We start from the raw sequence: 19,851 nt of genomic DNA, 5'->3' as shown, positions 1-19,851 counted from the left end.
ATATTCGCTAATCAGGTTGCCGCCGGTCCGCTATCTTGACCGTCGCCACCGGTGAGCTGCCCATTTTGTAAACTTCCGGCCACCAACAATTGTCATAGCAACAAAGTTATCGATCATGCCCATTTACCATCACCTTGGCCAGTTGCCGCCCAAGCGCCACACGCAGTTCCGTAAACCGGACGGATCGCTCTACTACGAGCAGCTCTTCGGCACCGTCGGCTTCGATGGAATGTCGTCGCTGATGTACCACGTCGACCGGCCCACTCAGGTTAAAGAAATCGTCGGTAAACAGGATATGAGTCCCAAGATCGCGGAGGAAAAGACCATCACGGCCCGTAAGCTGCTGGGCTTCGACGTAGCTCCCGAAGACGATTTTCTCGCCTCCCGCAAACCGCTGCTGGTCAATAGCGACGTCCGGATCGGGGTAGCCGCGCCGCGCAAGTCGCTCCGGGATTACTTCTACAAAAACGCCGACGCCGATGAGTTACTCTTCATCCATCAGGGCAGCGGCACCCTGCGTACCATGCTGGGCAGTATCCCCTTCGAGTACGGCGATTACCTGATCATCCCCCGCGGCATGATCTACCAGATCGACTTTAATACGGAAGACAACCGCCTGCTGTACGCCGAATCCAACGACCCCATCTACACGCCGAAGCGCTACCGCAATCACTTCGGTCAGTTGCTCGAGCATTCCCCCTTCACCGAGCGGGACTACAAGCTTCCCCGCGACCTCGAAACCCACGACGAGAAGGGCGACTTTACCATCAAGATCAGGAAGCAGGGCATGCTCCACGAACTGGTCTACGCCAGCCACCCCTTCGACGTAGTCGGCTGGGACGGCTACAATTTCCCCTACGGCTTCAGCATTCACAACTTCGAACCGATCACGGGCCGCGTCCACCAGCCGCCCCCAGTACACCAGACCTTCGAGACGAAATCGTTCGTGGTCTGTTCGTTCTGCCCCCGCCTGTACGACTACCATCCGCTCGCCATTCCCGCGCCCTACAATCACAGCAACATCGACTCCGACGAAGTACTCTACTACGTCGACGGCGATTTTATGAGCCGTACGGGCATCGGACCGGGTTACCTGACGCTACATCCGGGCGGCATCCCCCACGGCCCGCACCCGGGCACCTACGAGGGCAGCATCGGCAAGACGTCTACCGAGGAACTGGCAGTCATGATCGACACCTTCCGGCCCCTGCAAGTCACGGAGGAAGCCGCCCGCATCGACGACGGCAAGTACTACCAGAGCTGGCTGCCGCATGAGTAAGCTGTTTACCGTTGCTCCCGATTCCGACTTCACGCTAGCCAATCTGCCCTTCGGTGTTTTTTCCGTCGGAAGCTCCGCGCCGCACGTCGGTATCGCCATTGGCGACAAGATTCTTGACCTCCCCGCGCTGGCCCAAACCGGCGTATTCGACTTTGACACCGCCGTTCTTTCCCGCCCCCACCTCAACGATTTTATCGCACTCGGCAAGGGCGTTACGAGCAGGGCGCGGACGCAGGTGCAAGGCTGGCTAAGAGAAGAGCAGTCCTCACCGGTACAACCCGAACACCTCGTACCGCGCGAGGAAGCTACCCTCCACCTACCAATCCGGGTGGGGGATTACACCGACTTCTACTCCAGCATCGAGCACGCCACCAATGTCGGCCGCATGTTCCGCGATCCCGAAAATGCCCTGCTCCCCAACTGGCGTCACCTTCCGGTGGGCTACCACGGTAGAGCATCCTCGATCGTCGTGAGCGACACGCCCGTCCGGCGTCCAGTAGGGCAGATCCTTCCTGCCGGCGCGTCCGCGCCGGTGTTTCGACCTACGGACCGCCTGGATTTCGAACTGGAAATGGCTTTCATCGTCGGCAAAGATTCAACCCTCGGCGAGCCGGTACCCGTAGACGAAGCGGAAGATTATATTTTCGGTCTGGCCCTCTTTAACGACTGGTCGGCACGCGACATTCAGCGCTGGGAGTATGTCCCCCTCGGTCCCTTCCTGGGCAAAAATTTCGCCTCGACCCTATCCCCCTGGATCGTGCCGCTGGAAGCCTTCGACTCGTTCCGCACCTCCGGGCCGCCGCAGGAACCCGCCGTGCTACCTTATTTGAAAACGGGGGGTAAGCACAATTACGACATCCACCTCGAAGTGTCCGTCAACGATCGGACCGTCTCCCGCTCCAACTTCCGCTATATGTACTGGAGTATGGTTCAGCAGCTCGCCCACCACACCAGCAATGGGTGTAATGTCAGGGTAGGGGACCTCATGGCTTCCGGCACCATCTCCGGTCAGAACCCCGATTCCTTCGGCTCCCTGCTGGAAATCACCGACAACGGCCGGACTGGGTCCTTTCTCACCGACGGAGACACCGTATCCCTCACCGGGCACGCGGGCGAAGGCGATCAGCGGGTCGGTTTCGGCGAGGCCACCGGCAACATCCTACCCGCCCGTCCACTGCGGCCATAAGCGCGTACCCCATCTAAAACAATCTCCATGACCCTCGACCCCAACGAGCTTTCCACTCAGGCACTATACGGTTACCTCTCCACGGCGGTCGCCCCACGTCCCATTGCATTTGCCTCGACGGTCGATGCGGAAGGCAGGGTGAACCTCAGCCCCTTCAGCTACTTCAACGTATTCAGTACCGTCCCCCCGATCCTGGTATTTTCACCCATACGCCGGGGCCGGGACGGCAGCGCTAAGGATACCCTCAACAACGTACTCGCCGTACCCGAGGTGGTCATCAACATCGTCAACCACCCGATGGTAGAGCAGATGTCGCTCACCAGCACGGAGTACGCCACCGGGGTCAATGAATTCGTTAAGGGTGGATTCACTCCGCTACCCAGCGAGGCCGTGCGTCCGCCGCGGGTCGCCGAATCGCCGGTATCCTTCGAGTGTACGGTAGATCGCGTCATTGCCCTCGGTGAGGGTGGGGGAGCCGGGAACCTGGTCATTGCCCGCGTGGTGCGCATCCACATAGACGATACGATGCTCGATGCCGCGGGCGCCCTCGATACCCGCAAATTGAACCTGGTCGCGCGCATGGGGGGCAACGACTACTGTCACGCCAGCCCCGCTAGCCTGTTTGAAATCCCGAAACCCCTGCGGACGCTGGGAATGGGAGTCGACCAACTGCCCGCTCACATCCGCAACAGTTCGGTACTCACCGGCAATAATCTCGGCAGGCTCGGAAACGTCGAGCGGTTGCCGACCGAAGACTTGGTCGAACGGATACGGTCAAGGCCGGAGGTGCAACGCGCCCGCAGGCGGGGTACCGAGCACCTACACCAGCTCGCCCAGGATTATCTGCTGGAAGGAAAGACGGAGGAGGCCCTGGCTATCCTCCTCTAATGCCTGCCCATTTTTCTTTGCCCCTTATCCGATAATATGATCACTCCCGAAGACTTTCAGACCCTCCACCGCTTTCCCGTACTGTGGGGGGATATGGACTCCGCCCAGCACGTCAACAACCTGGTTTATCTGCGCTGGGCCGAAACCGCCCGCGTGCTTTACTTTAAGGAAGTGGGCGTCAACACCAGCTTCGCTCCCGGTGACGTGGGCGCCATCCTCGCCTGGCAGGATTGTAAGTACACCTACCCAATGACTTATCCCGATACGGCAATGGTCGGGGTACGTACGCTGGAAATTGGTGAGGACCGGTTTACCATGCAGACTGCTGTTTTCAGTTCGTTGCACCTGCGCCTCGCCGCCCTGACCCAGCAGCTGATCGTGCCTTACGACTACGGCAAGTTGCGCAAGGCCCCGCTGCCGCAGGCGTGGTTGCCGGCGCTGGAGCGACTGAGGAAAGGGTAGGGGTGTGCCATATTTCTTTCGGGCGTGTTAGAGGGGGCATGAGTAGATTGGGTTACGTTTTTTTTGTTCTGGCGGTCTTGCTGGGCGCCGGTTCCTGTACCTCCGAAGCCCCTGAGGATGTCGCGGAAGACGGCAAATGGTTGTACGTTGGTAAGCCGATCCTGGGGTGGCCGCTCCGGTACGGTGATGTAATTAAGGCGGAGGGCGAATACCTGCGGTTGACCAGCGTGCTTACGTCGCGTGACACGGTGGTCGAGCCGGACGGTGCTTCCTGGATCGATAGCCTAGCCAGCGGCGCTTCTTTCCTCAGACTTCAGCCGCCGGTGGGAGCTGGCGCGCTCACTGACCTTACCCACCAGCCCTTCGTCTACGGTATGGACGGGCTGCAGTACTGGTCCAGTTTCGAGCCTGCCTTTACCGGTTTTCCGGAGTACGCCCGGCCTGGCGCGCGCGACTTCGTCAATCATCTCTTTGATTGGAGCGCCACCACCCCCGGCCTGCAGTATTCGGAGTACACCATACCGGTGACCGATCCGCAACCCGTACTGGTGCTGGCCGAACGCAACCGGAGCACTTACCTCGATAACCTTATTGTGGTCGTAGATGCCGTTTCGGGACGGGGGTTTCGTGGTCGGGTGATCCGGGAGGGTGTCCTGGACTCCATTGAGTTTACGAAAGTCGATCTGTTGCGGAGTGGTTTCACCCCGAAGCAGTTTGTCGACCTGGTAAACGAGGGGTACTCCCGGAGTTTTCTCCTCATTCCCCGGTCGAAGACGGGTGAGGGGGACGGGGTGGTCGATGCCAAGCGTTTGCCGCGACGGAGTCTGATCGATCCGGGGGATCTGGGTAACATCAGCGCCAGTTTTCTCGACGACGGTACCGTGATGTTCCTCTCAAACGACCACATCGTACTTCAGGGTAGCTACGTGCTCGACCTGGATAAGGGGCTGCTCACCGTTTCCGACGATACGGATGCATCCTACCGGGTCTTCGTCGACCTGAGCGACAGAATCAGCTTCACGCTACCGGTATCGGTGGTCGAGCTGGACGGTAGCCGGCTGCGGGGGGAAGACAACTACTTGCGTATCGAGGTAGTGGAATAGACTAGCTACTCCGCCGCGATCCGATCGATCAGTACCTCGAAATCTTGTTCCTGCTTGTTGCCGATCAGGAACTGAACCTCCACGACCCGGCCAGCGGAAAAATTGGGAACATCGACCGGCTCGCCGTGGTGCACCGCCTCCATATCGGCAAATGCGACCGCCTGCTGTTCCCATTCACCCGTAGTGGGAAACGTAGCTTGGTGGTAGTAGTCGTTGCTCGGATCCGACTTGACCCGTAGGGTATAGGACGAGCCGTCTCCCTTCAGTCGCACTACGAAACGTTGTAGCCCCGATACGTCCACCGGCGGCTTCAGTTCGTGGCGAATGGAGGAAAACCCACCGTCGTTTTCCAGCGAAACGTGACCGTAAAAGCGGGCGTGTCCGGACTCGGTCATCTCCAGTTTGCCGGCCGACCTGCCGCCCATCACGGTATCGTCTTCCACCTGCCAGGCGGTAGCGGGTACTCCCTTGCGGAAGTCGTATACGGAAACGGGATTAGTGGACGTGGGCATGGTACAACTGATTGACGTGGTGAACAGGACGAGCATTAGAGAGCGCATACCATGCTAACCGCTCAGCCGATGCCGTGTTCCACAATAATTACCTCACCCGTTCAACTTGATGAACCCACCATCGATTGGGAAATCCGTTCCCGTAGCAAAGGCCGCCTCGTCGGAACACAGGTAAACGGCCAGATCCGCTACCTCCCGGGGTTGGGCCATGCGGCCGATGGGTTGGGATGCCGCGAGCTTGGCGAACATCTCCTCCTCGCGGCCGGGGTAGTTTTTGGCGATAAAGTTGTCTACGAAGGAAGTGTGTACCCTTGCCGGCGAGATGCTGTTGCACCGAATGCCATACGCCAGGTAGTCCTTGGCGATGGAGTAGGTCATGGTAAGTACGGCGCCCTTACTCATGGAATAGGCAAAGCGATCGGCCAGGGCAACGCTGCTGCCGATGGAGGCCATGTTAAGAATTACCCCACCGTGCGCTTTCATGTGCGGCACGCAGGCCAGGGCGCAGTTGTATACCCCCTTGATGTTTACGGCGTACAGCCGGTCCAGGTCCTCCTCGGTGGTCTGCTCCAGGTTTCCGACGAAACCGATACCGGCGTTATTGATCAGGATGTCGATGCGCCCGCCCCGGGCAATGCTGTCGACCACCTGCTTGACCTGATCCTGTTGGGTAACGTCGCAGTGGTGGGTGTACGGTCCTTCCCCAGCGAGATCGAGGATATGCACGGTGGCTCCTTGCTCCGTGAGCGCCTCGACAATGGCGTGGCCGATCCCGCTTCCCCCACCCGTGACGATGGCCGTTTTACCTGATAAAGAGAAGCGCACGATAAGCTGGATTTTGCCATGAAGTAAACCATTCTGCCGCACTTTACGCAGCCCACCCTCACCTTTTCAGCACACCGGCGATGGACTTTCCTAATTTATTGAAGCTCTTGAGCGGGGCGGTAAGGCTCGGGTCGCGGAAGGCAACCGCCGGAGAATCCTCGACGCCCTCCTGCATGGGGTAGATGATGATGAAGCTGTACGACTGAAAGTACTTATTCAGGTAATGAGGAATCCGCTGCATGCTCCGCTGAAAGGACGGCTGACCGGTGCGACTCATGATCAGGATCAGGTTGTCATTGGGGGTGAAGTCGCGGGACAGAATGAGGAAGTCGTTCCAGTCGTCAAACTCAGTGAATGCGGCGTCGATTGGCATGGTAAGGTTGAGTTCCCTTACGGGGGCCAGGCTTGCGGACGGTCCGTAAAAAACCATGCGGGCACCGGAGTTTCGACCGATGTTCCACACCTTGGCCAGCCAGGACTGGAAGCCGGGTTCCTGCTCGGCCCGGGCGGGGAGTATGATCAAGTGGCGTTTGATGGTAGCAAAGGGCTGGGCCGGCTTGTAGAGGAGGGTAGTGATGTTGCAGCGCGTTAGAATGCCTTCCGTCAGGTGTCCGAGAAAGGTGTCGGAGATGCCCTTGGTGACGTGGAGGCCCATGATCAGGTCGGTCATGCGGTGCTCCTTGACGACGCTGGTGATGCCGTTTACGATGCTCAGGTCATAGCGCAGCAACTCCAACAGCTTATTGTCGGTGGCCGAAGCTGTTACCGCCGCCCGGTGGAGAATTTTCTTGGCGCGTGCCTCCGCGGATGGATCTTCCACATCGTGATCGACAACGCTGAGGGCATACAATTGCCCCCCCGTTTTATCCTGTTTGATGGTCACGCCCAGATTGATGAGCTCATCCGTCGTGTCTTGGTTGCTGACGGGAATCAGGATACGCTCACGGGGGATAGAATCATGGGTTGGCACCGACTGTTCTTCCGTACGGGCCAGGTTGCGGGCTCCCTTCTGGGCAACGAGCGAGGCGGTTGTGCAGGTGATCAGGATCATCAGAATGGTGCCGTTGAGGACGTTCTCGTTGAGCAGGCGGATGGGCTCTCCCCCGTCCGCTTGTCCGATGATGGTATTGTAACCGACCAGCACCGCGGCCAGGGTGGCTGCCGCCTGGGCGTTGCTCAGTCCGAAGATGAGCCGCCGCTCGTCTACCGTAAATCGGAAGGTTTGCTGGGTAAGCCAGGCGGCCGCAAACTTGGAAGCGGTTGCCACGGCCGTCATCACCATGGCCACCCGAATGGTCGCCGGATCGGAGGTAAAGGCCCGGTAGTCAATGAGCATGCCTACGCCGATCAAAAAGAAGGGAATGAAGATCGCGTTGCCGACAAATTCGATCCGATTCATCAGCGGGGAGGTTAGCGGAATGAGCCGGTTAAGCCCCAAGCCGGCAAGGAACGCACCGATGATCGGCTCGATGCCCGCCAGCTCCGCCAAAGCAGCCCCGAAGAATACCATGGCCAGCACGAAGATGTACTGCGAGACATTGTCGTCGAAACGCTTCAAAAACCAGCGGCCGATGAGGGGGAACCCGAATAACACAAAGCCACCGAAGGCGACGATCGATGCGCCCATCCTGACCCAGAAAACCGGGGTAACTTCTCCGGCATTCATGCCAACGATAACGGCCAGCACTAGCAGCGCCAGCACGTCGGTGATCACCGTACCACCGACCGCGATGTTTACGGCCCGGTTCTTTGCAACCCCCAGGCGACTGACCATCGGATAAGCGATCAGGGTGTGGGAAGCAAACATACTGGCCAGCAGCACGGACGTAGGCACGGAAAACTTGAGTACATAAATGCCCGCCAGAATCCCCACCCCCATCGGGATTAGAAAGGTGTACATGCCGAAGACGACACTCTTGCGGCTGTTTTTCTTAAAGTCCGCCAGGTCGATCTCCAAGCCCGCCAGGAACATGATATAAAGCAGGCCCGCCGTACCGGACAGTATGATGCCGCTGTCCCGCTCCATCAGATTAAATCCGTTCGGCCCTATGACGGCCCCCGCAATAATGAGTCCCAGCAGGTGCGGAATCCTGACCTTGTTCAGCAGCAGCGGGACGATCAGGATGATCAGCAGGATCAACAGAAACTTGACTACCGGATCCGTGAGGGGTAGGGAAGCGGTAATCTCCAAGTAGAGCGTCATCGGGATAGGGTCGGGGAATGATTACACCAGTTCGATGCGGTCGAGCAGGAGTTGGAAAGACTGCGCTTTGCCGTTGTTGATCAGAAAAGCGATCTCCGCGATCTGCCGGCCGTCGAAGTTGGGTTGCTCCAGCCGGTTGCCCCGGTACACCGGATACATGGCGGAGAAGGGAATGTCGATCACCTCCCAGTCGCCCGTAGTCGGAAACGCGTAGGTGTAACTGTACTTCTGTTCGGCCGTCGGCCGCACGCGGAACTGGTAGGGGCTACCGTCGCCCTTCAACCGAAGGAGTACGCGAGAATTGGTGCTGGTATCCACACTCGGAACGAAGGCATGACGTACGGAGGAAAACCCGCCGCCGTTGTCCAGCGATACCTTGCCAAAGTAGCGACCGTGCTTCTCTTTCGTGATGGCGAAGTGGCCCTCGGAGCGGCCGCCCATGACGATATCGTCGACTACCCGCCACCGAGCGGCAACGGAATATTCGTTAAAGGCATAAAGCGTTTTGGGCCGCGTCATTGCATTATTATTTACATGATCAACCGCTGGCGGGAGAGGCAGTTCTGACCGTCGTTCGGGATTTTGGCGTCCCCGTTAATTATTTATCCCGGCGGGCAATTATTCGATCGAACCCCGTTAAATTTACATCAATCACCACCAAGGTCGAACAGCTTTTATGATGAAATTTACCTCCGGTCTGCTGCTCGCCCTCTTGCTCTCAGGTGGCGTCAGTGCAGACAAGTACGCCTCCCTGGTCAACCAAAAAGCAACGGAAGTAGCGTATACTTCCCAGCAGGAATGGCTCAGCGTCCGGGTGCCGTCGGGTGATCCGGCAACGAAGGTCAGGACCGTGAAGAATTCATTCATCCCCGCCATACTCTACTGGGGCTGGAACGGTACCCTGGACTGCGACGTGAGCCCGGACTACTCCGGAAAAGTGCTCCGCAACGCAATGCAGCGTGCCGCGGACAGTCTGAACCTCCAGCAGCGGATCGGCGACAATCGAAAACTGGAAATCACCATCGATGCGCACCCATCGGGTTTTCAGTATACCAACCGGGGCAGTACGGTCATCCTACTCGTCGCCTATAGTACCAGTAGCCTGGAGGCCATCATTCCGGCGGGCGGCGATCTTCACGTCTCCTACCGCCTGGTCGATGGCGATGAGTCGGTAGCTACCGGGTCCGCCCTGGCCCTTAACGCCGATGTGCCGGTGCGCAACGTGTGGAAATCCACCAAGAAATTTACCTGGTTCTACCTCTCCCAGTACGAGAGCGAACTTGCGCGAATGGCCACCTCAGTTATGGAAGAGATTGCGGGGGAATTGTAGGGTCCGCTGTACCTAAGGCTATTCACCGCAGTGGTGACGACTTTTCACTAGCTTGGCCGGTAAAGTCACTAACCCATGCCCGCCCCCATTCGCCCCGGCGAAGAACTGCCGCTCGAGCGTCTCGAACCCTATCTACGTCACCACCTTCCGGAGCTGACCGGACCGCTAACCGTCACCCAATTCCACGGCGGCCACGCCAACCTGACTTACCAGCTCGCCTTCGGGGATACGGACCTCGTCTTGCGCAGGCCACCCTTCGGTAAGATCGCGCCGGGCGCCCACGACATGCAGCGGGAATACCGTATCCTATCGCGCTTGCCCGATCACTTTGCTCCTGCGCCCCGCGCCCTCCTGCTCTGTACGAATCACGAAGTTATTGGGGCCGATTTCGTTGTGATGGAGCGACGCCACGGCACGGTGGTTCGCTACGCTTTGCCGGATACGTTCAGGGAAATTCAGCGGGTGGAGCAGCGGCTAACGGACGCACTCGTACGGGTGATGGGCGATTTACACCGGGTTGATGTGGATAAAGCTAATTTGGAAGAACTCGGTAAGCCTGAGGGGTTTGTCGTTAGACAACTAAAGGGCTGGTCAAAGCGATGGGAACTTTCCAAAACGGAGGAAAACGAGGATATGGAGTTCCTGAAGACGAGCCTTCCCGTGGACGTCCCCGCCCCGCAGCGCGTTTCAATCGTACACGGTGACCTGAAGTTCGACAACTGCCAGTTTCAGCCCGGCGAGCCCGACCGGGTAAGCTCGGTGTTCGACTGGGATATGGCTACCCTGGGCGATCCGCTGGTCGACCTGGCGGGCACCCTCAGCTTCTGGCCCGATCCGGATATGGATGCCGCCGACATGCCCATCAAACTGCTGGACGGCAACTGGCCCGGTAAGCACTACCTAAAGGATAAGTACGCGGAATTCACCGGCCTGTCCCTCGACCGTATGCCCTGGTACGAAGCCTTCGCCTGCTTTAAGACCGCCGTGATCGCGCAACAGCTCTACCAGCGATACGTGAAGGGAAGCACCCGCGATGAGCGCATGGAAAAATTCGGACGGGCGGCGCGCGCTTTCGCAAAATTGGGCCGGAAAAAGCTTGGGTCCTGACTTACGCTACCCTCATTAACCGAATAGGGGGGTAATGGCCTCTCCCGCCACGTCCGTCAGCCGGAAATTGCGTCCCTGAAAGGGGTAGGTGAGCTTTTCGTGGTCGAGCCCCAGGCGATTGAGGATGGTGGCCTGCACGTCGTGAATGTGGGCACGTTCGTTCACTCCCGCATAGCCGATCGCGTCGGTTTGCCCGTAGCTGGCGCCGCCCCGAATGCCGCCACCGGCCATCCACATTGTGAAGGCTTCCCCGTGGTGGTCGCGGCCGAGGAAGGGATTGGTAGTGCCGCCCCGGTTTTCCTGCATGGGCGTCCGGCCGAATTCCCCGCCCCACACCACGAGGGTGTCTTCGAGCAGGCCGCGCTGTTTAAGGTCGCGGAGCAGCGCGGTCATGGGCCGGTCGATCGCGCGGCACTTATCGGCCAGGCCTTCGCCCAGGCTGGTGTCGCGGCTGGTACCGTGCATGTCCCACCCCCAGTCGTAGAGCTGGATGAACCGCACGTCGGCTTCGGCGAGGCGACGGGCCATGAGGCAGTTGTTGGCGAAGGATGCGCGGCCCGGTTCGGTTCCGTACATCTCGTGGATGTGGGCGGGCTCCTTGCTGATGTCCATGACTTCCGGGACGGAAACCTGCATTTTGAAGGCCATCTCGTACTGGGCGATGCGGGTGAGGGTCTCGGGATCGCCGAGCTCCTTATGTTGCTGTCGGTTAATTCGGTTAATGGCCTCGATGCTTTTTCCCCGGAGGTCGCGCGACATGTGATTAGGATCGCTCAGGTAAAGGATGGGATCGCCCTCCGTTCGGCATTGAACTCCCTGCTCGATCGAGGGCAGGAAACCACTGCTCCACAGCTTTTTACCGGCGCTGGGTTCACGGCCTCCGGAGGTGAGCACGATGAAGCCGGGGAGGTTTTCGTTGTCCGAACCCAGTCCGTAGGTGACCCACGATCCCATCGCCGGACGGCCCAAACGCGGACTACCCGTATGCATCAGCAACTGTGCCGGGGCGTGGTTGAACTCTTCGGTGTGCACGGCACGGAGGAAGGCTACTTCGTCGACCACCGTGCTGAAGTGGGGAAGCAGATCGCTCACCCAGGCGCGGCTCTCCCCGTGCTGCGCGAAATTCGCCTGGGGACCGAGCATTTTCGGTGTTCCCTGGATGAAGGCAAAGCGTTTGCCATCGAGGAGGGACGGCGGACAATCCTTACCGTGTAGCTTGATTAGGTCGGGCTTGTAGTCGAAGGTTTCCAGCTGGCTCGGGGCACCGGCCATGTGCAGGTAGATCACCCGCCGGGCGTGGGGCGCCAGATCCAGCGGACCCAAGGTGGCGGTCGTCGGAGTTTGGGGTGAGGTAGCCAGCTCCCCTCCGCACCCCAGTAAACCACCCAGTGCGATACCGCCCAGTCCCAGCGTACACTGCCGCAGAAAAAAACGCCGGCTGTTAAATTCGGCGAGACGGAGGGAAGCTTCTTGTTCCGGCTTCAGCATGGGTCAGGACTTGGTGAGGAATTCGTCGAGGTTGAAGAGGACGTTCGCAACGACGAAGAGGGCATCCTTCTGCCGTCCGTCGTATTCCCGCAGGGCTTCCCGGTATAGTTGCAGCAGGTCTTCCCGATCTCCTTCCCGGATGGGGCGGTAGAGTACGCGGCGGTGCAGCCGGTCGACCGCCAAAGCTGGATCGTCGGTTTCATTCAGAACCTCCCCCACTAGGTGATGCATGGCCTCGGTGAAGGCCGGATCGTTTAGCGTTGCCAGTGCCTGCAGGGGCGTGTTGGTTTCCGTCCGACGCGACAGACAGATTTCCCGGCTAGAGCCGTCGAAGGTGGTCAGACCGGGGTGGATGACCGAGCGGCGCAGGTAGGTGTACACGGCCCGGCGGTAGCGGTCTTCCCCCGCGCTGGTCTCCCACTTGATGTCGCTGTAGGGGATGTGGTCCCAGAGGCCGTCCGGCTGCGGCGGCATGACGCCCGGACCGTACATCTTATCGCTCAGCAGTCCCGACACGGCCAGCATCTGATCGCGGAGCTGTTCGGCGGTGAGGCGACTGCGGGGTCCCCTGGCCAACAGTTGGTTGTAGGGATCGTCCCCTAGTTCCGGGCGGGCGGCGGAGGACTGACGGTACGTCTTTGAGTGTACGATCAGTCGGATCAGTTGTTTGGTGCTCCACTTTAGGTCGGTAGCGAAGTGCACGGCAAGCCAGTCCAGCAATTCCGGGTGGGTGGGCATCGCGCCCTGGCTGCCAAAGTCTTCGGGGGTGGCTACCAGCCCCGTGCCGAAAAGCTCGCCCCAGATGCGGTTGACGGCCACGCGGGCAGTCAGGGGGTTTTCCGGAGCGGTAAGCCAGCGGGCAAAGGTCAGGCGGTTCTTTTCCTGACCGGCGGGTAGCGGGGGCATGATTGCGGGTACGCCACCGTCGAGCACTCTGCCCGGCACCAACCAGTTGCCCCGCTCAAACAGGTGGGTGGTGCGTTGCATTTCGGGAGGGTGATCACTCAGCACAGGTACCTGCACCGAATCACGGGACCCGGCAAGGTCGGCGATGTATTGCTTTACTGCCGCGTAATTATCACGTCCCGCTCCGGGAAGGCGGGCCTGGAAGTAGAAGCCGTAAATGTTGGTGAGGGGAACGTCCTTTTCCTCCCCCGTTACGGTGACGAAAAGGCGGTGCCGTCCCCGTACCGAGTCCAACGATATGATCTTGGGGCCACTGCCTTGCTTCCGTTGACTATCGTAGGTCGCAACGGTCGCGCCCGTCGAGTCATCCAGTCGTACCTCCAGCACATAGTCCCGTCGGTCGCCGGAGAGCAAGTGCAGCGCTTCGACACTATCCAGTGAAGTCGTGGGAAGCAAGAAAGAATTTCCGCTACGCATCACCATAAAATCCTCGTCGGCCCGGTCGGTAAACACACCACCTACGACATCTTCAAAATAGTAGGGGCGCACGATGGGTTCGCGGGTTTGCAGGAAGCGCAGCCAGTAGTCGGCCTCCGCGTCGGTGCCGTAGCTGGTCACCCAGTTTTGCAAACTATCGATCTTCCCCCGAAGTGCTGCCGAGGGGATGCGTACGGCGGGTAGTTCCCACACGTGGTCGTGGTCGGCCGTATTGTTGAAAAAAGCGAAGGAGTTGTAGTAATCCTCGTGGAGGATGGGGTCGTAGGGGTGGCTGTGGCACTGCACGCAGGCCATCGTGGTGCCCTGCCAAACTTCCCAGGTGGTATTGACGCGGTCCATGACGCTGACCGTCCGGTACTCCTCGTTGTTCGTTCCGCCCTCCCCGTTGCTCGGAGTGTTGCGGTGGAAGGCGGTGGCGATCAGCTGGTCGGGGGTGGGATTCGGCAGCAGATCTCCGGCCAGCTGTTCCACGGTAAACTGGTCAAAGGGCATGTCGTCGTTGAAGGCGCGGATCACCCAGTCGCGGTAGGGCCAAATCGTCCGGGGGCGGTCGCGTTCGTAGCCGCGGGAGTCAGCGTAGCGGGCCAGGTCGAGCCAGCCGGCCGCCCGGTGCTCGCCGTAGCGGGGGGAAGCAAGGAGTCGGTCCACGGCGCGGGAATAGGCGGCTTCGCTCGGATCGGCCAGGAACGTTTCCATTTCTTCCGGCGTGGGGGGCAGGCCCGTAAGGTCCAGCGAAACCCGGCGCAACAAGGTCGCGGGCGGGGCCGCAGGTGCCGGGGAAATTCCGGAAGCAAGCAAGGCATCCGCCACGTAAGCGTCGATCTCATTCCCTCCGTCGGGTACCGGACTGCTGGGAGGAGTGGGGACGGGCGGTTCGTAGGCCCAGTGGTCTTCCCACTCGGCTCCCTGCTCGATCCAGCGTTCCAGGGTTTGTATCTCAGCTTCACTGAGGGGAGGGGCTTCGTAGGGCATCCGAACTTCCGGATCTTCGTGGCGGACCCGTCGGATCAGTTCACTGCGACGCGGTTGTCCCGGCACGACCGCACCAAGGGCGTTCTCCCGAAAGATGAGTCCGAGGTCGCCCGCCTGCTTCACCCCGCCGTGGCAACCGACACACTTTGCGTTAAGGATGGGGCGAACGTCGGCGTTGAAGCTGACGCGCGGATCGGCTTCGGTACAGGAAGCAACGACTACGGGAATGAGTAGTAGAAGGATTCGCATTTGGCAGGAATCAATATACGATGATTTTTTGCCTACTCTCCTGCAGATTTGTTCACAAAGCTGTAGAGATAAGGCGCTTTGTGTGACCCCCCGGTGTACAGTTTGTCGTGCCGTCGCAGCAGACCTGTCGCCAGCATGCGCCGCTGGAAACTGGTACGGTGAAGTTTGTCTCCAAGGATAGCTTCGGTGACCTGTTGCAACTGCTTGATGGTGAACCTTTCGGGTAGCATGTTCGTGCCTACGAGCATCGTGTCGAGGTTGCGGCGCAGTGCATTCAGTGCTTTTTCTACCATTTCCCGGTGGTCGAAGAGTAGGGGCGGCAGTTCCTCTACGTGGTACCACTTCAGCGAGTCGGATAGGGCATCGGGCCGGGGGGTTACGCGGTGGTAATCGATCAGGCTATAGTAGCCTACCGAAACGAAGCGTTCCAGTAGCCAGGGTGCTTTCTCCACGGCAAAGTCGCTTTCCTTCAGAATCGTGCGCATCACTTCCGGGCGGTGCCGCTGCACGCTCCCGAAGGTGTGAAACTGTTCCAGGTGAATGTTGTCCAGTCCCGTTCGCTCCTTCAACCCCCGTTTGACCGCTGCGTCGAGATCCTCCGCCACACCGACAAATCCCCCGGGAAGGGCGAACCAACCCGTGTTGTGGTATTCCAGGATCAGAATCTTGAGCTTCTCACCCGAGAAACCGAAAACGACGCTATCGTAGGCAAGGTGGGGCAGGTAAGCGGAATCGAGTGGGTGCGGCATGCGGTAAGCGGTGGTGCAAAAAAAATAGTTCTGCTATTCTAAGGAAAGTATTTGGAAGTGCCACCATCATTAGTTACTATTGTAGCATAGTGCGACAATAGTGGAGCGATCTTCTTCAGTAAAGGAATTGAACGCTTGTTCTGCTGATTTACGTCGATGCTGCTTCTCTTTAACTCCAACAGACACAATTGAAATGATGCGAATCAAACTTCTGGGAATGCTCATGTTGTGGGCATTGTCCCAAATTCAGGCACAGTTGCTTACGGGGGAAAACGTAGCCGTTACGGTCACAGAAAGCGGGCAGGTCCGCGGCTTCGTCAGTGGGGGCATTTTCACCTTTAAGGGAATTCCCTACGGCACCGCCGAACGCTTCGCCACGGCCACCAAGCCGGAACCGTGGGAAGGCGTGCGCAGCTCCCTATCGTACGGTCCGGTAGCGCCGCTGCTAAATCCAGTGACTGCGGTCGACGATGAGAGCGAATTCGTCTTTGATCACGACTGGGGATACACCAGTGAGGACTGCTTGGTGCTGAACGTCTGGAGCCCGGGACTGAAGGACGGCCGTAAGCGACCGGTCATGTTCTGGATCCACGGTGGTGGGTTTACCGCGGGTTCCTCCCAGGAACTGCCATCTTACCACGGGGAAAATCTGGCGCGCTCCGGCGACGTCGTCGTCGTATCGATCAACCACCGCCTGAACGTACTCGGATTTCTCGATCTCTCCGCCTACGGAGACGCGTACGCCACTTCCGCAAACAACTCCATCGTCGATCTCAAACTGGCCCTCGAGTGGGTGCAGGAGAACATCGAAAACTTCGGAGGGGACCCCGGCAACGTGACCATCTTCGGTCAGTCGGGTGGGGGAGCCAAGGTGAACACCCTGATGGCCATGCCGGCCGCCAAGGGGTTATTTCACAAAGCCGTCAACCAGAGCGGATCCTTTCGGGAGAGTATGACTACGAAGGAAGTAAGTCAGCGCATCGGAGCCGAAACCCTGCGCCAGCTGGAAATCTCTCCGGCAGAGGTAGACCGCATCCGGGAGGTGCCCTTCGCTGAACTGGCGGCGGCATCCGGCAAAGCGCTCAAGGTCGTAGAAGACCAACTGAAGGCCGACGGACAATCGTTCGGCATATTCGGCCTCGGCTGGGGGCCGAGCGTCGACGGTACCCAGCTTCCCTACCAACCTTCCAGTGCGGAAGCACTCGCCCTGGCAAAGGACGTTCCCCTGCTCATCGGTACGGTGAAGAACGAATTCATGGCATCCGGGCGCGCGGGCCTATCGCACGCCTCGGAAGCCGAGATCATGACCTACATTGAAAACATCCACGGCGAGCGGGCCGGAGAATACGTTGAGGCGGTTCGCACCGCCTACCCGAATACCAAAATGCCTTCCGACCTGATCGACGTCGACCTGATGTTTCGTCCGGGTGCCGTGCGCCAGGCGAACGGTAAAGCAAATCTTACAAACGGTGCGCCGGTATACATGTACCTCTTTACCTGGCAATCGCCGGTGATGGACGGCAAGTACAAAGCGATGCACTGTATGGAACTGCCCTTTGTCTTCAACAACATCGACCGCTGCGCAAACATGACGGGTGGCGGAGAAGCCGCAAAGGCCCTTGCCGCCACCGTAAGTCAGTCGTGGATCAACTTCGCGCGGACCGGTGACCCGGGGCACGAGGGTCTGCCCGAATGGGAAGCCTACACCGAAGACACGGGAGCGACCATGATGCTGGACCTGGAAAGCGAAGTTCGCTACCACCCGGACAGTCGGCTTCTTGACTTTAATACGCGCAGCAGCCGTTAGTGCGTAGCTTGCACCCTTCAACCAACCTTGCACCTGCGTCCCCGCCCAAACAAACCCCGGGCGGAGCCTCGATAATCGACCTATGAATACTGTAAAAGTTTTATTCCCCGCTTTCTTCTTCCTCCTCGTGGTCTCAGCGTGCGGCCGCGGCAGCAACCTCGATGCTCCGGATGGAACCCAGGTCACCACGGTCCCCACCGCCAGCGAACACTTCGGTGGACTGGCCCTCTACACCCTGCGCGATACGATGGCCGGTGACCCGCGCGGCGTTCTCAAGCAGGTGGCCGATCTTGGCTACAAATACGTCGAAGCGGCCGGCTACCAGAATGGAAAATTTTACGGCATGACCCCCGGTGACTTCAAGGCTTACCTCACGGAGGTCGGACTCACGCCAATGAGCTCGCACCACGGAGACGTGACGCTGGACAATGCCGACGAGATGATTGCGGCCGCAAAGGAGGCCGGATTCCAGTACTTCGTCATCCCCGTGCCGCCCATGGGTCACTTTAAGTTCGACCCCGCCACGCGCACCCTCGGCATGAGCGGTACCGTAGCCGAAGTGATGAACATCATCAACGAGATCGCCGCCAAGTGTACCGCCGCCGGCATTAAGTGCCTGTACCACAACCACGACTTTGAGTTCGTGGAAAACGAGGAAGGAATCGTGCCTATCGACTACTTCATTGAAAATTCCAATCCGGACGACCTCAATTTCCAGATGGACCTCTACTGGGTAACTAAGGCCGGCGCGGACCCCATTGCGTACTTCAAAAAAGCCCCCGGCCGGTTCAAGGCCTGGCACGTGAAGGATATGGATAAGGAAGGTCGCTTTGCTCCCGTCGGAACCGGCAGCATCGACTTCGCCCGCATCCTGAAGGAGAAGGAGCTTTCGGGGATGGAGTTCTACCTGGTGGAACAGGATATGACCTTCAACGAAACGCCGCTGGAAGCCATTAAGGTCAGCCACGCCGCGCTGGAGGAAATCGGCTTTGAGTAAAGCGGCTATCTTGCTGTCATGCACTTTGATTACAGCGAGACCACCCGCGACAACATCCGGCACCTCACGGCTTTTATGGAGGAACACCTCTATCCCCTAGAGGCCGAGTACCGACAGTTTACCCAGGATCATCCCTGGCAGATCTTCCCGCAAATGGAAGACCTGAAGGCTAAGGCCCGTTCCGCCGGACTCTGGAACCTGTTCCTGCCCGAGGACTACGGCGAGCTCAGTCCCGGCCTCACCAACCTCGAGTACGCGCCCCTGGCCGAGCTTATGGGGCGTGTACTCTGGGCCAGTGAGGTCTTCAACTGCAATGCGCCCGATACCGGTAACATGGAAGTGCTGGCCCGGTACGGCACGACCGGGCAGAAACGCGACTGGCTGCTGCCGCTACTGGACGGACAGATCCGCTCCGCCTTCCTCATGACCGAGCCGGCCGTGGCCAGTTCCGATGCTACTAACATCGAAACGAGCATTGAGCGGGACGGCGACGAGTATGTCGTCAACGGCCGTAAGTGGTGGAGCACCGGTGCCATGCACCCCGAGTGTAAAATGTACATCGTGATGGGTAAGACGGATCCCGAGGCCCCGCGCCATTTACAGCAGAGCATGATCCTCGTTCCCGCGGATACGCCGGGGGTGAAGGTAGAACGGCCGCTGCGGGCGTTCGGGACCCTGGACAGTCCGCACGGTCACGCCGAGATCAGTCTGACCGACGTCCGCGTGCCGGTGGGCAACCTGATTCTGGGGGAAGGCCGGGGATTCGAAATTGCTCAGGGCCGACTGGGGCCGGGTCGCATTCACCACTGCATGCGTCTGATCGGTACCGCCCAGCGCTCGCTGGAGCTGATGGGCAAGCGGGCGGGGGAGCGCCGGGCTTTCGAGCGGGAGCTGTCGAAGTTCAGCAGCATTCGGCAGGAGGTGGCGCGTTCCCGTTGCGAGATCGAGCAGGCGCGGCTGCTGACCCTGTCGGCTGCCGACCGGATCGACCGCCACGGCATCAAGGAGGCGAAAGATCTCATTGCCATGATTAAGATCGTGTGTCCGACGATGGCGTGTACGGTAATCGATCGGGCCATTCAGGTGCACGGTGGGCTGGGGGTGTCGAGTGATCTTCCGCTGGCCGAATTTTATGTCTACGCCCGCAGCATTCGGCTGGCCGACGGGCCGGATGAGGTGCATATGTACCAGTTGGGGCGGAATACGATCAACGGGATGAAGTTGGGGTAAGCCGTCGGACCGCTTTAGCCGTTGGACCGCTTAAGCCGTCGGACGGGGTGACCCCGTCCG

The 19,851-nt window shown here is 59.4% G+C and carries 17 protein-coding genes; 10 read left to right on the top strand and 7 right to left on the bottom strand.

The window, feature by feature from the left end; all coding sequences use genetic code 11:
* Positions 1–115: 115 nt before the first annotated feature.
* Genes GGR28_RS05685 through GGR28_RS05665 form a run of 5 tightly spaced genes read left to right on the top strand, consistent with a single transcriptional unit; the run spans position 116 to position 4,918 of the window.
* A complete protein-coding gene (locus GGR28_RS05685; protein WP_183494776.1) occupies positions 116–1,279 on the top strand; it encodes a homogentisate 1,2-dioxygenase in 1,164 nt (387 codons plus the stop codon).
* Positions 1,272–2,465, top strand: coding sequence for a fumarylacetoacetase (gene fahA / locus GGR28_RS05680; RefSeq protein WP_183494775.1), 1,194 nt, complete (start codon positions 1,272–1,274; stop codon positions 2,463–2,465). Before GGR28_RS05685 ends, fahA begins: the two co-directional genes overlap by 8 nt.
* A 27-nt stretch (positions 2,466–2,492) precedes the next feature.
* Positions 2,493–3,353, top strand: coding sequence for a flavin reductase family protein (locus GGR28_RS05675; RefSeq protein WP_183494774.1), 861 nt, complete (start codon positions 2,493–2,495; stop codon positions 3,351–3,353).
* A gap of 36 nt (positions 3,354–3,389) precedes the next feature.
* Complete coding sequence (locus GGR28_RS05670; RefSeq protein WP_183494773.1) at positions 3,390–3,815, top strand: acyl-CoA thioesterase; 426 nt, start codon at positions 3,390–3,392, stop codon at positions 3,813–3,815.
* Positions 3,816–3,853: 38 nt separating this feature from the next.
* On the top strand, positions 3,854–4,918 hold the full coding sequence (locus GGR28_RS05665) for a hypothetical protein (RefSeq protein WP_183494772.1): 1,065 nt from the start codon (positions 3,854–3,856) through the stop codon (positions 4,916–4,918).
* 5 nt (positions 4,919–4,923) lie between these two features.
* On the opposite strand, the gene GGR28_RS05660 is transcribed toward GGR28_RS05665, so the two are convergent.
* The 4 genes from GGR28_RS05660 to GGR28_RS05645 form a co-directional block, all read right to left on the bottom strand.
* Positions 4,924–5,430, bottom strand: a complete 507-nt coding sequence (locus GGR28_RS05660; protein WP_183494771.1) for a CIA30 family protein — start codon at positions 5,428–5,430, stop codon at positions 4,924–4,926.
* 93 nt (positions 5,431–5,523) lie between these two features.
* Entirely contained in the window at positions 5,524–6,255 is a 732-nt protein-coding gene (locus GGR28_RS05655; protein WP_183494770.1) for an SDR family NAD(P)-dependent oxidoreductase, read from the bottom strand.
* A 58-nt stretch (positions 6,256–6,313) separates the two neighbouring features.
* On the bottom strand, positions 6,314–8,458 hold the full coding sequence (locus GGR28_RS05650; RefSeq protein ID WP_183494769.1) for a cation:proton antiporter: 2,145 nt from the start codon (positions 8,456–8,458) through the stop codon (positions 6,314–6,316).
* A 21-nt stretch (positions 8,459–8,479) separates the two neighbouring features.
* On the bottom strand, positions 8,480–8,977 hold the full coding sequence (locus GGR28_RS05645; RefSeq protein WP_183494768.1) for a CIA30 family protein: 498 nt from the start codon (positions 8,975–8,977) through the stop codon (positions 8,480–8,482).
* Between the two features lie 157 nt (positions 8,978–9,134).
* Here GGR28_RS05645 and GGR28_RS05640 point away from each other — a divergent pair, with 157 nt between their 5' ends.
* Both GGR28_RS05640 and GGR28_RS05635 read left to right on the top strand, forming a co-directional pair.
* Positions 9,135–9,788 carry a hypothetical protein gene (locus GGR28_RS05640; protein WP_183494767.1) on the top strand — a complete coding sequence of 218 codons (654 nt, stop codon included), beginning with the start codon at positions 9,135–9,137 and terminating at the stop codon, positions 9,786–9,788.
* 75 nt (positions 9,789–9,863) lie between these two features.
* Positions 9,864–10,895, top strand: coding sequence for a phosphotransferase family protein (locus GGR28_RS05635; protein ID WP_183494766.1), 1,032 nt, complete (start codon positions 9,864–9,866; stop codon positions 10,893–10,895).
* Positions 10,896–10,910: 15 nt separating this feature from the next.
* Here the strand turns inward: GGR28_RS05635 and GGR28_RS05630 are convergent, their stop codons facing one another.
* From GGR28_RS05630 to GGR28_RS05620, 3 genes are read right to left on the bottom strand one after another with little or no spacing between them, the layout of a single operon-like run.
* Entirely contained in the window at positions 10,911–12,383 is a 1,473-nt protein-coding gene (locus tag GGR28_RS05630; RefSeq protein WP_183494765.1) for a DUF1501 domain-containing protein, read from the bottom strand.
* Between the two features lie 3 nt (positions 12,384–12,386).
* Positions 12,387–15,008, bottom strand: a complete 2,622-nt coding sequence (locus tag GGR28_RS05625; protein WP_183494764.1) for a PSD1 and planctomycete cytochrome C domain-containing protein — start codon at positions 15,006–15,008, stop codon at positions 12,387–12,389.
* A gap of 32 nt (positions 15,009–15,040) precedes the next feature.
* Entirely contained in the window at positions 15,041–15,757 is a 717-nt protein-coding gene (locus GGR28_RS05620; RefSeq protein ID WP_183494763.1) for an NUDIX hydrolase, read from the bottom strand.
* Positions 15,758–15,953: 196 nt separating this feature from the next.
* On the opposite strand from GGR28_RS05620, the gene GGR28_RS05615 reads away from it, so the two are divergent.
* The 3 genes from GGR28_RS05615 to GGR28_RS05605 all read left to right on the top strand — a co-directional run bounded on the left by GGR28_RS05615 (position 15,954) and on the right by GGR28_RS05605 (position 19,791).
* Complete coding sequence (locus GGR28_RS05615) at positions 15,954–17,564, top strand: carboxylesterase/lipase family protein (RefSeq protein WP_183494762.1); 1,611 nt, start codon at positions 15,954–15,956, stop codon at positions 17,562–17,564.
* A gap of 82 nt (positions 17,565–17,646) precedes the next feature.
* Positions 17,647–18,561: a sugar phosphate isomerase/epimerase family protein gene (locus tag GGR28_RS05610; RefSeq protein WP_183494761.1), complete on the top strand. Its 915-nt coding sequence runs from the start codon at positions 17,647–17,649 to the stop codon at positions 18,559–18,561.
* An 18-nt stretch (positions 18,562–18,579) separates the two neighbouring features.
* Positions 18,580–19,791 carry an acyl-CoA dehydrogenase family protein gene (locus GGR28_RS05605; RefSeq protein WP_183494760.1) on the top strand — a complete coding sequence of 404 codons (1,212 nt, stop codon included), beginning with the start codon at positions 18,580–18,582 and terminating at the stop codon, positions 19,789–19,791.
* The last annotated feature ends 60 nt before the right edge of the window (positions 19,792–19,851 follow it).

It is taken from the genome of Neolewinella aquimaris (genome assembly GCF_014197245.1).
GTDB classification, from domain to species: Bacteria; Bacteroidota; Bacteroidia; order Chitinophagales; family Saprospiraceae; genus Neolewinella; species Neolewinella aquimaris.
Note: the sequence above shows the minus strand (reverse complement) of the source record. Positions and strands in the feature narration are given on the sequence as shown.

What these genes read in the sequence shown, in the direction of transcription:
- GGR28_RS05685 (WP_183494776.1), top strand. Translation starts at nt 116, where the DNA reads ATGCCCATTTACCATCACCTTGGCCAGTTGCCGCCCAAGCGCCACACG.
- fahA (WP_183494775.1), top strand. Translation starts at nt 1,272, where the DNA reads ATGAGTAAGCTGTTTACCGTTGCTCCCGATTCCGACTTCACGCTAGCC.
- GGR28_RS05675 (WP_183494774.1), top strand. Translation starts at nt 2,493, where the DNA reads ATGACCCTCGACCCCAACGAGCTTTCCACTCAGGCACTATACGGTTAC.
- GGR28_RS05670 (WP_183494773.1), top strand. Translation starts at nt 3,390, where the DNA reads ATGATCACTCCCGAAGACTTTCAGACCCTCCACCGCTTTCCCGTACTG.
- GGR28_RS05665 (WP_183494772.1), top strand. Translation starts at nt 3,854, where the DNA reads ATGAGTAGATTGGGTTACGTTTTTTTTGTTCTGGCGGTCTTGCTGGGC.
- GGR28_RS05660 (WP_183494771.1), bottom strand. Translation starts at nt 5,430, where the DNA reads ATGCCCACGTCCACTAATCCCGTTTCCGTATACGACTTCCGCAAGGGA.
- GGR28_RS05650 (WP_183494769.1), bottom strand. Translation starts at nt 8,458, where the DNA reads ATGACGCTCTACTTGGAGATTACCGCTTCCCTACCCCTCACGGATCCG.
- GGR28_RS05645 (WP_183494768.1), bottom strand. Translation starts at nt 8,977, where the DNA reads ATGACGCGGCCCAAAACGCTTTATGCCTTTAACGAATATTCCGTTGCC.
- GGR28_RS05640 (WP_183494767.1), top strand. Translation starts at nt 9,135, where the DNA reads ATGATGAAATTTACCTCCGGTCTGCTGCTCGCCCTCTTGCTCTCAGGT.
- GGR28_RS05635 (WP_183494766.1), top strand. Translation starts at nt 9,864, where the DNA reads ATGCCCGCCCCCATTCGCCCCGGCGAAGAACTGCCGCTCGAGCGTCTC.
- GGR28_RS05630 (WP_183494765.1), bottom strand. Translation starts at nt 12,383, where the DNA reads ATGCTGAAGCCGGAACAAGAAGCTTCCCTCCGTCTCGCCGAATTTAAC.
- GGR28_RS05625 (WP_183494764.1), bottom strand. Translation starts at nt 15,008, where the DNA reads ATGCGAATCCTTCTACTACTCATTCCCGTAGTCGTTGCTTCCTGTACC.
- GGR28_RS05620 (WP_183494763.1), bottom strand. Translation starts at nt 15,757, where the DNA reads ATGCCGCACCCACTCGATTCCGCTTACCTGCCCCACCTTGCCTACGAT.
- GGR28_RS05615 (WP_183494762.1), top strand. Translation starts at nt 15,954, where the DNA reads ATGCGAATCAAACTTCTGGGAATGCTCATGTTGTGGGCATTGTCCCAA.
- GGR28_RS05610 (WP_183494761.1), top strand. Translation starts at nt 17,647, where the DNA reads ATGAATACTGTAAAAGTTTTATTCCCCGCTTTCTTCTTCCTCCTCGTG.
- GGR28_RS05605 (WP_183494760.1), top strand. Translation starts at nt 18,580, where the DNA reads ATGCACTTTGATTACAGCGAGACCACCCGCGACAACATCCGGCACCTC.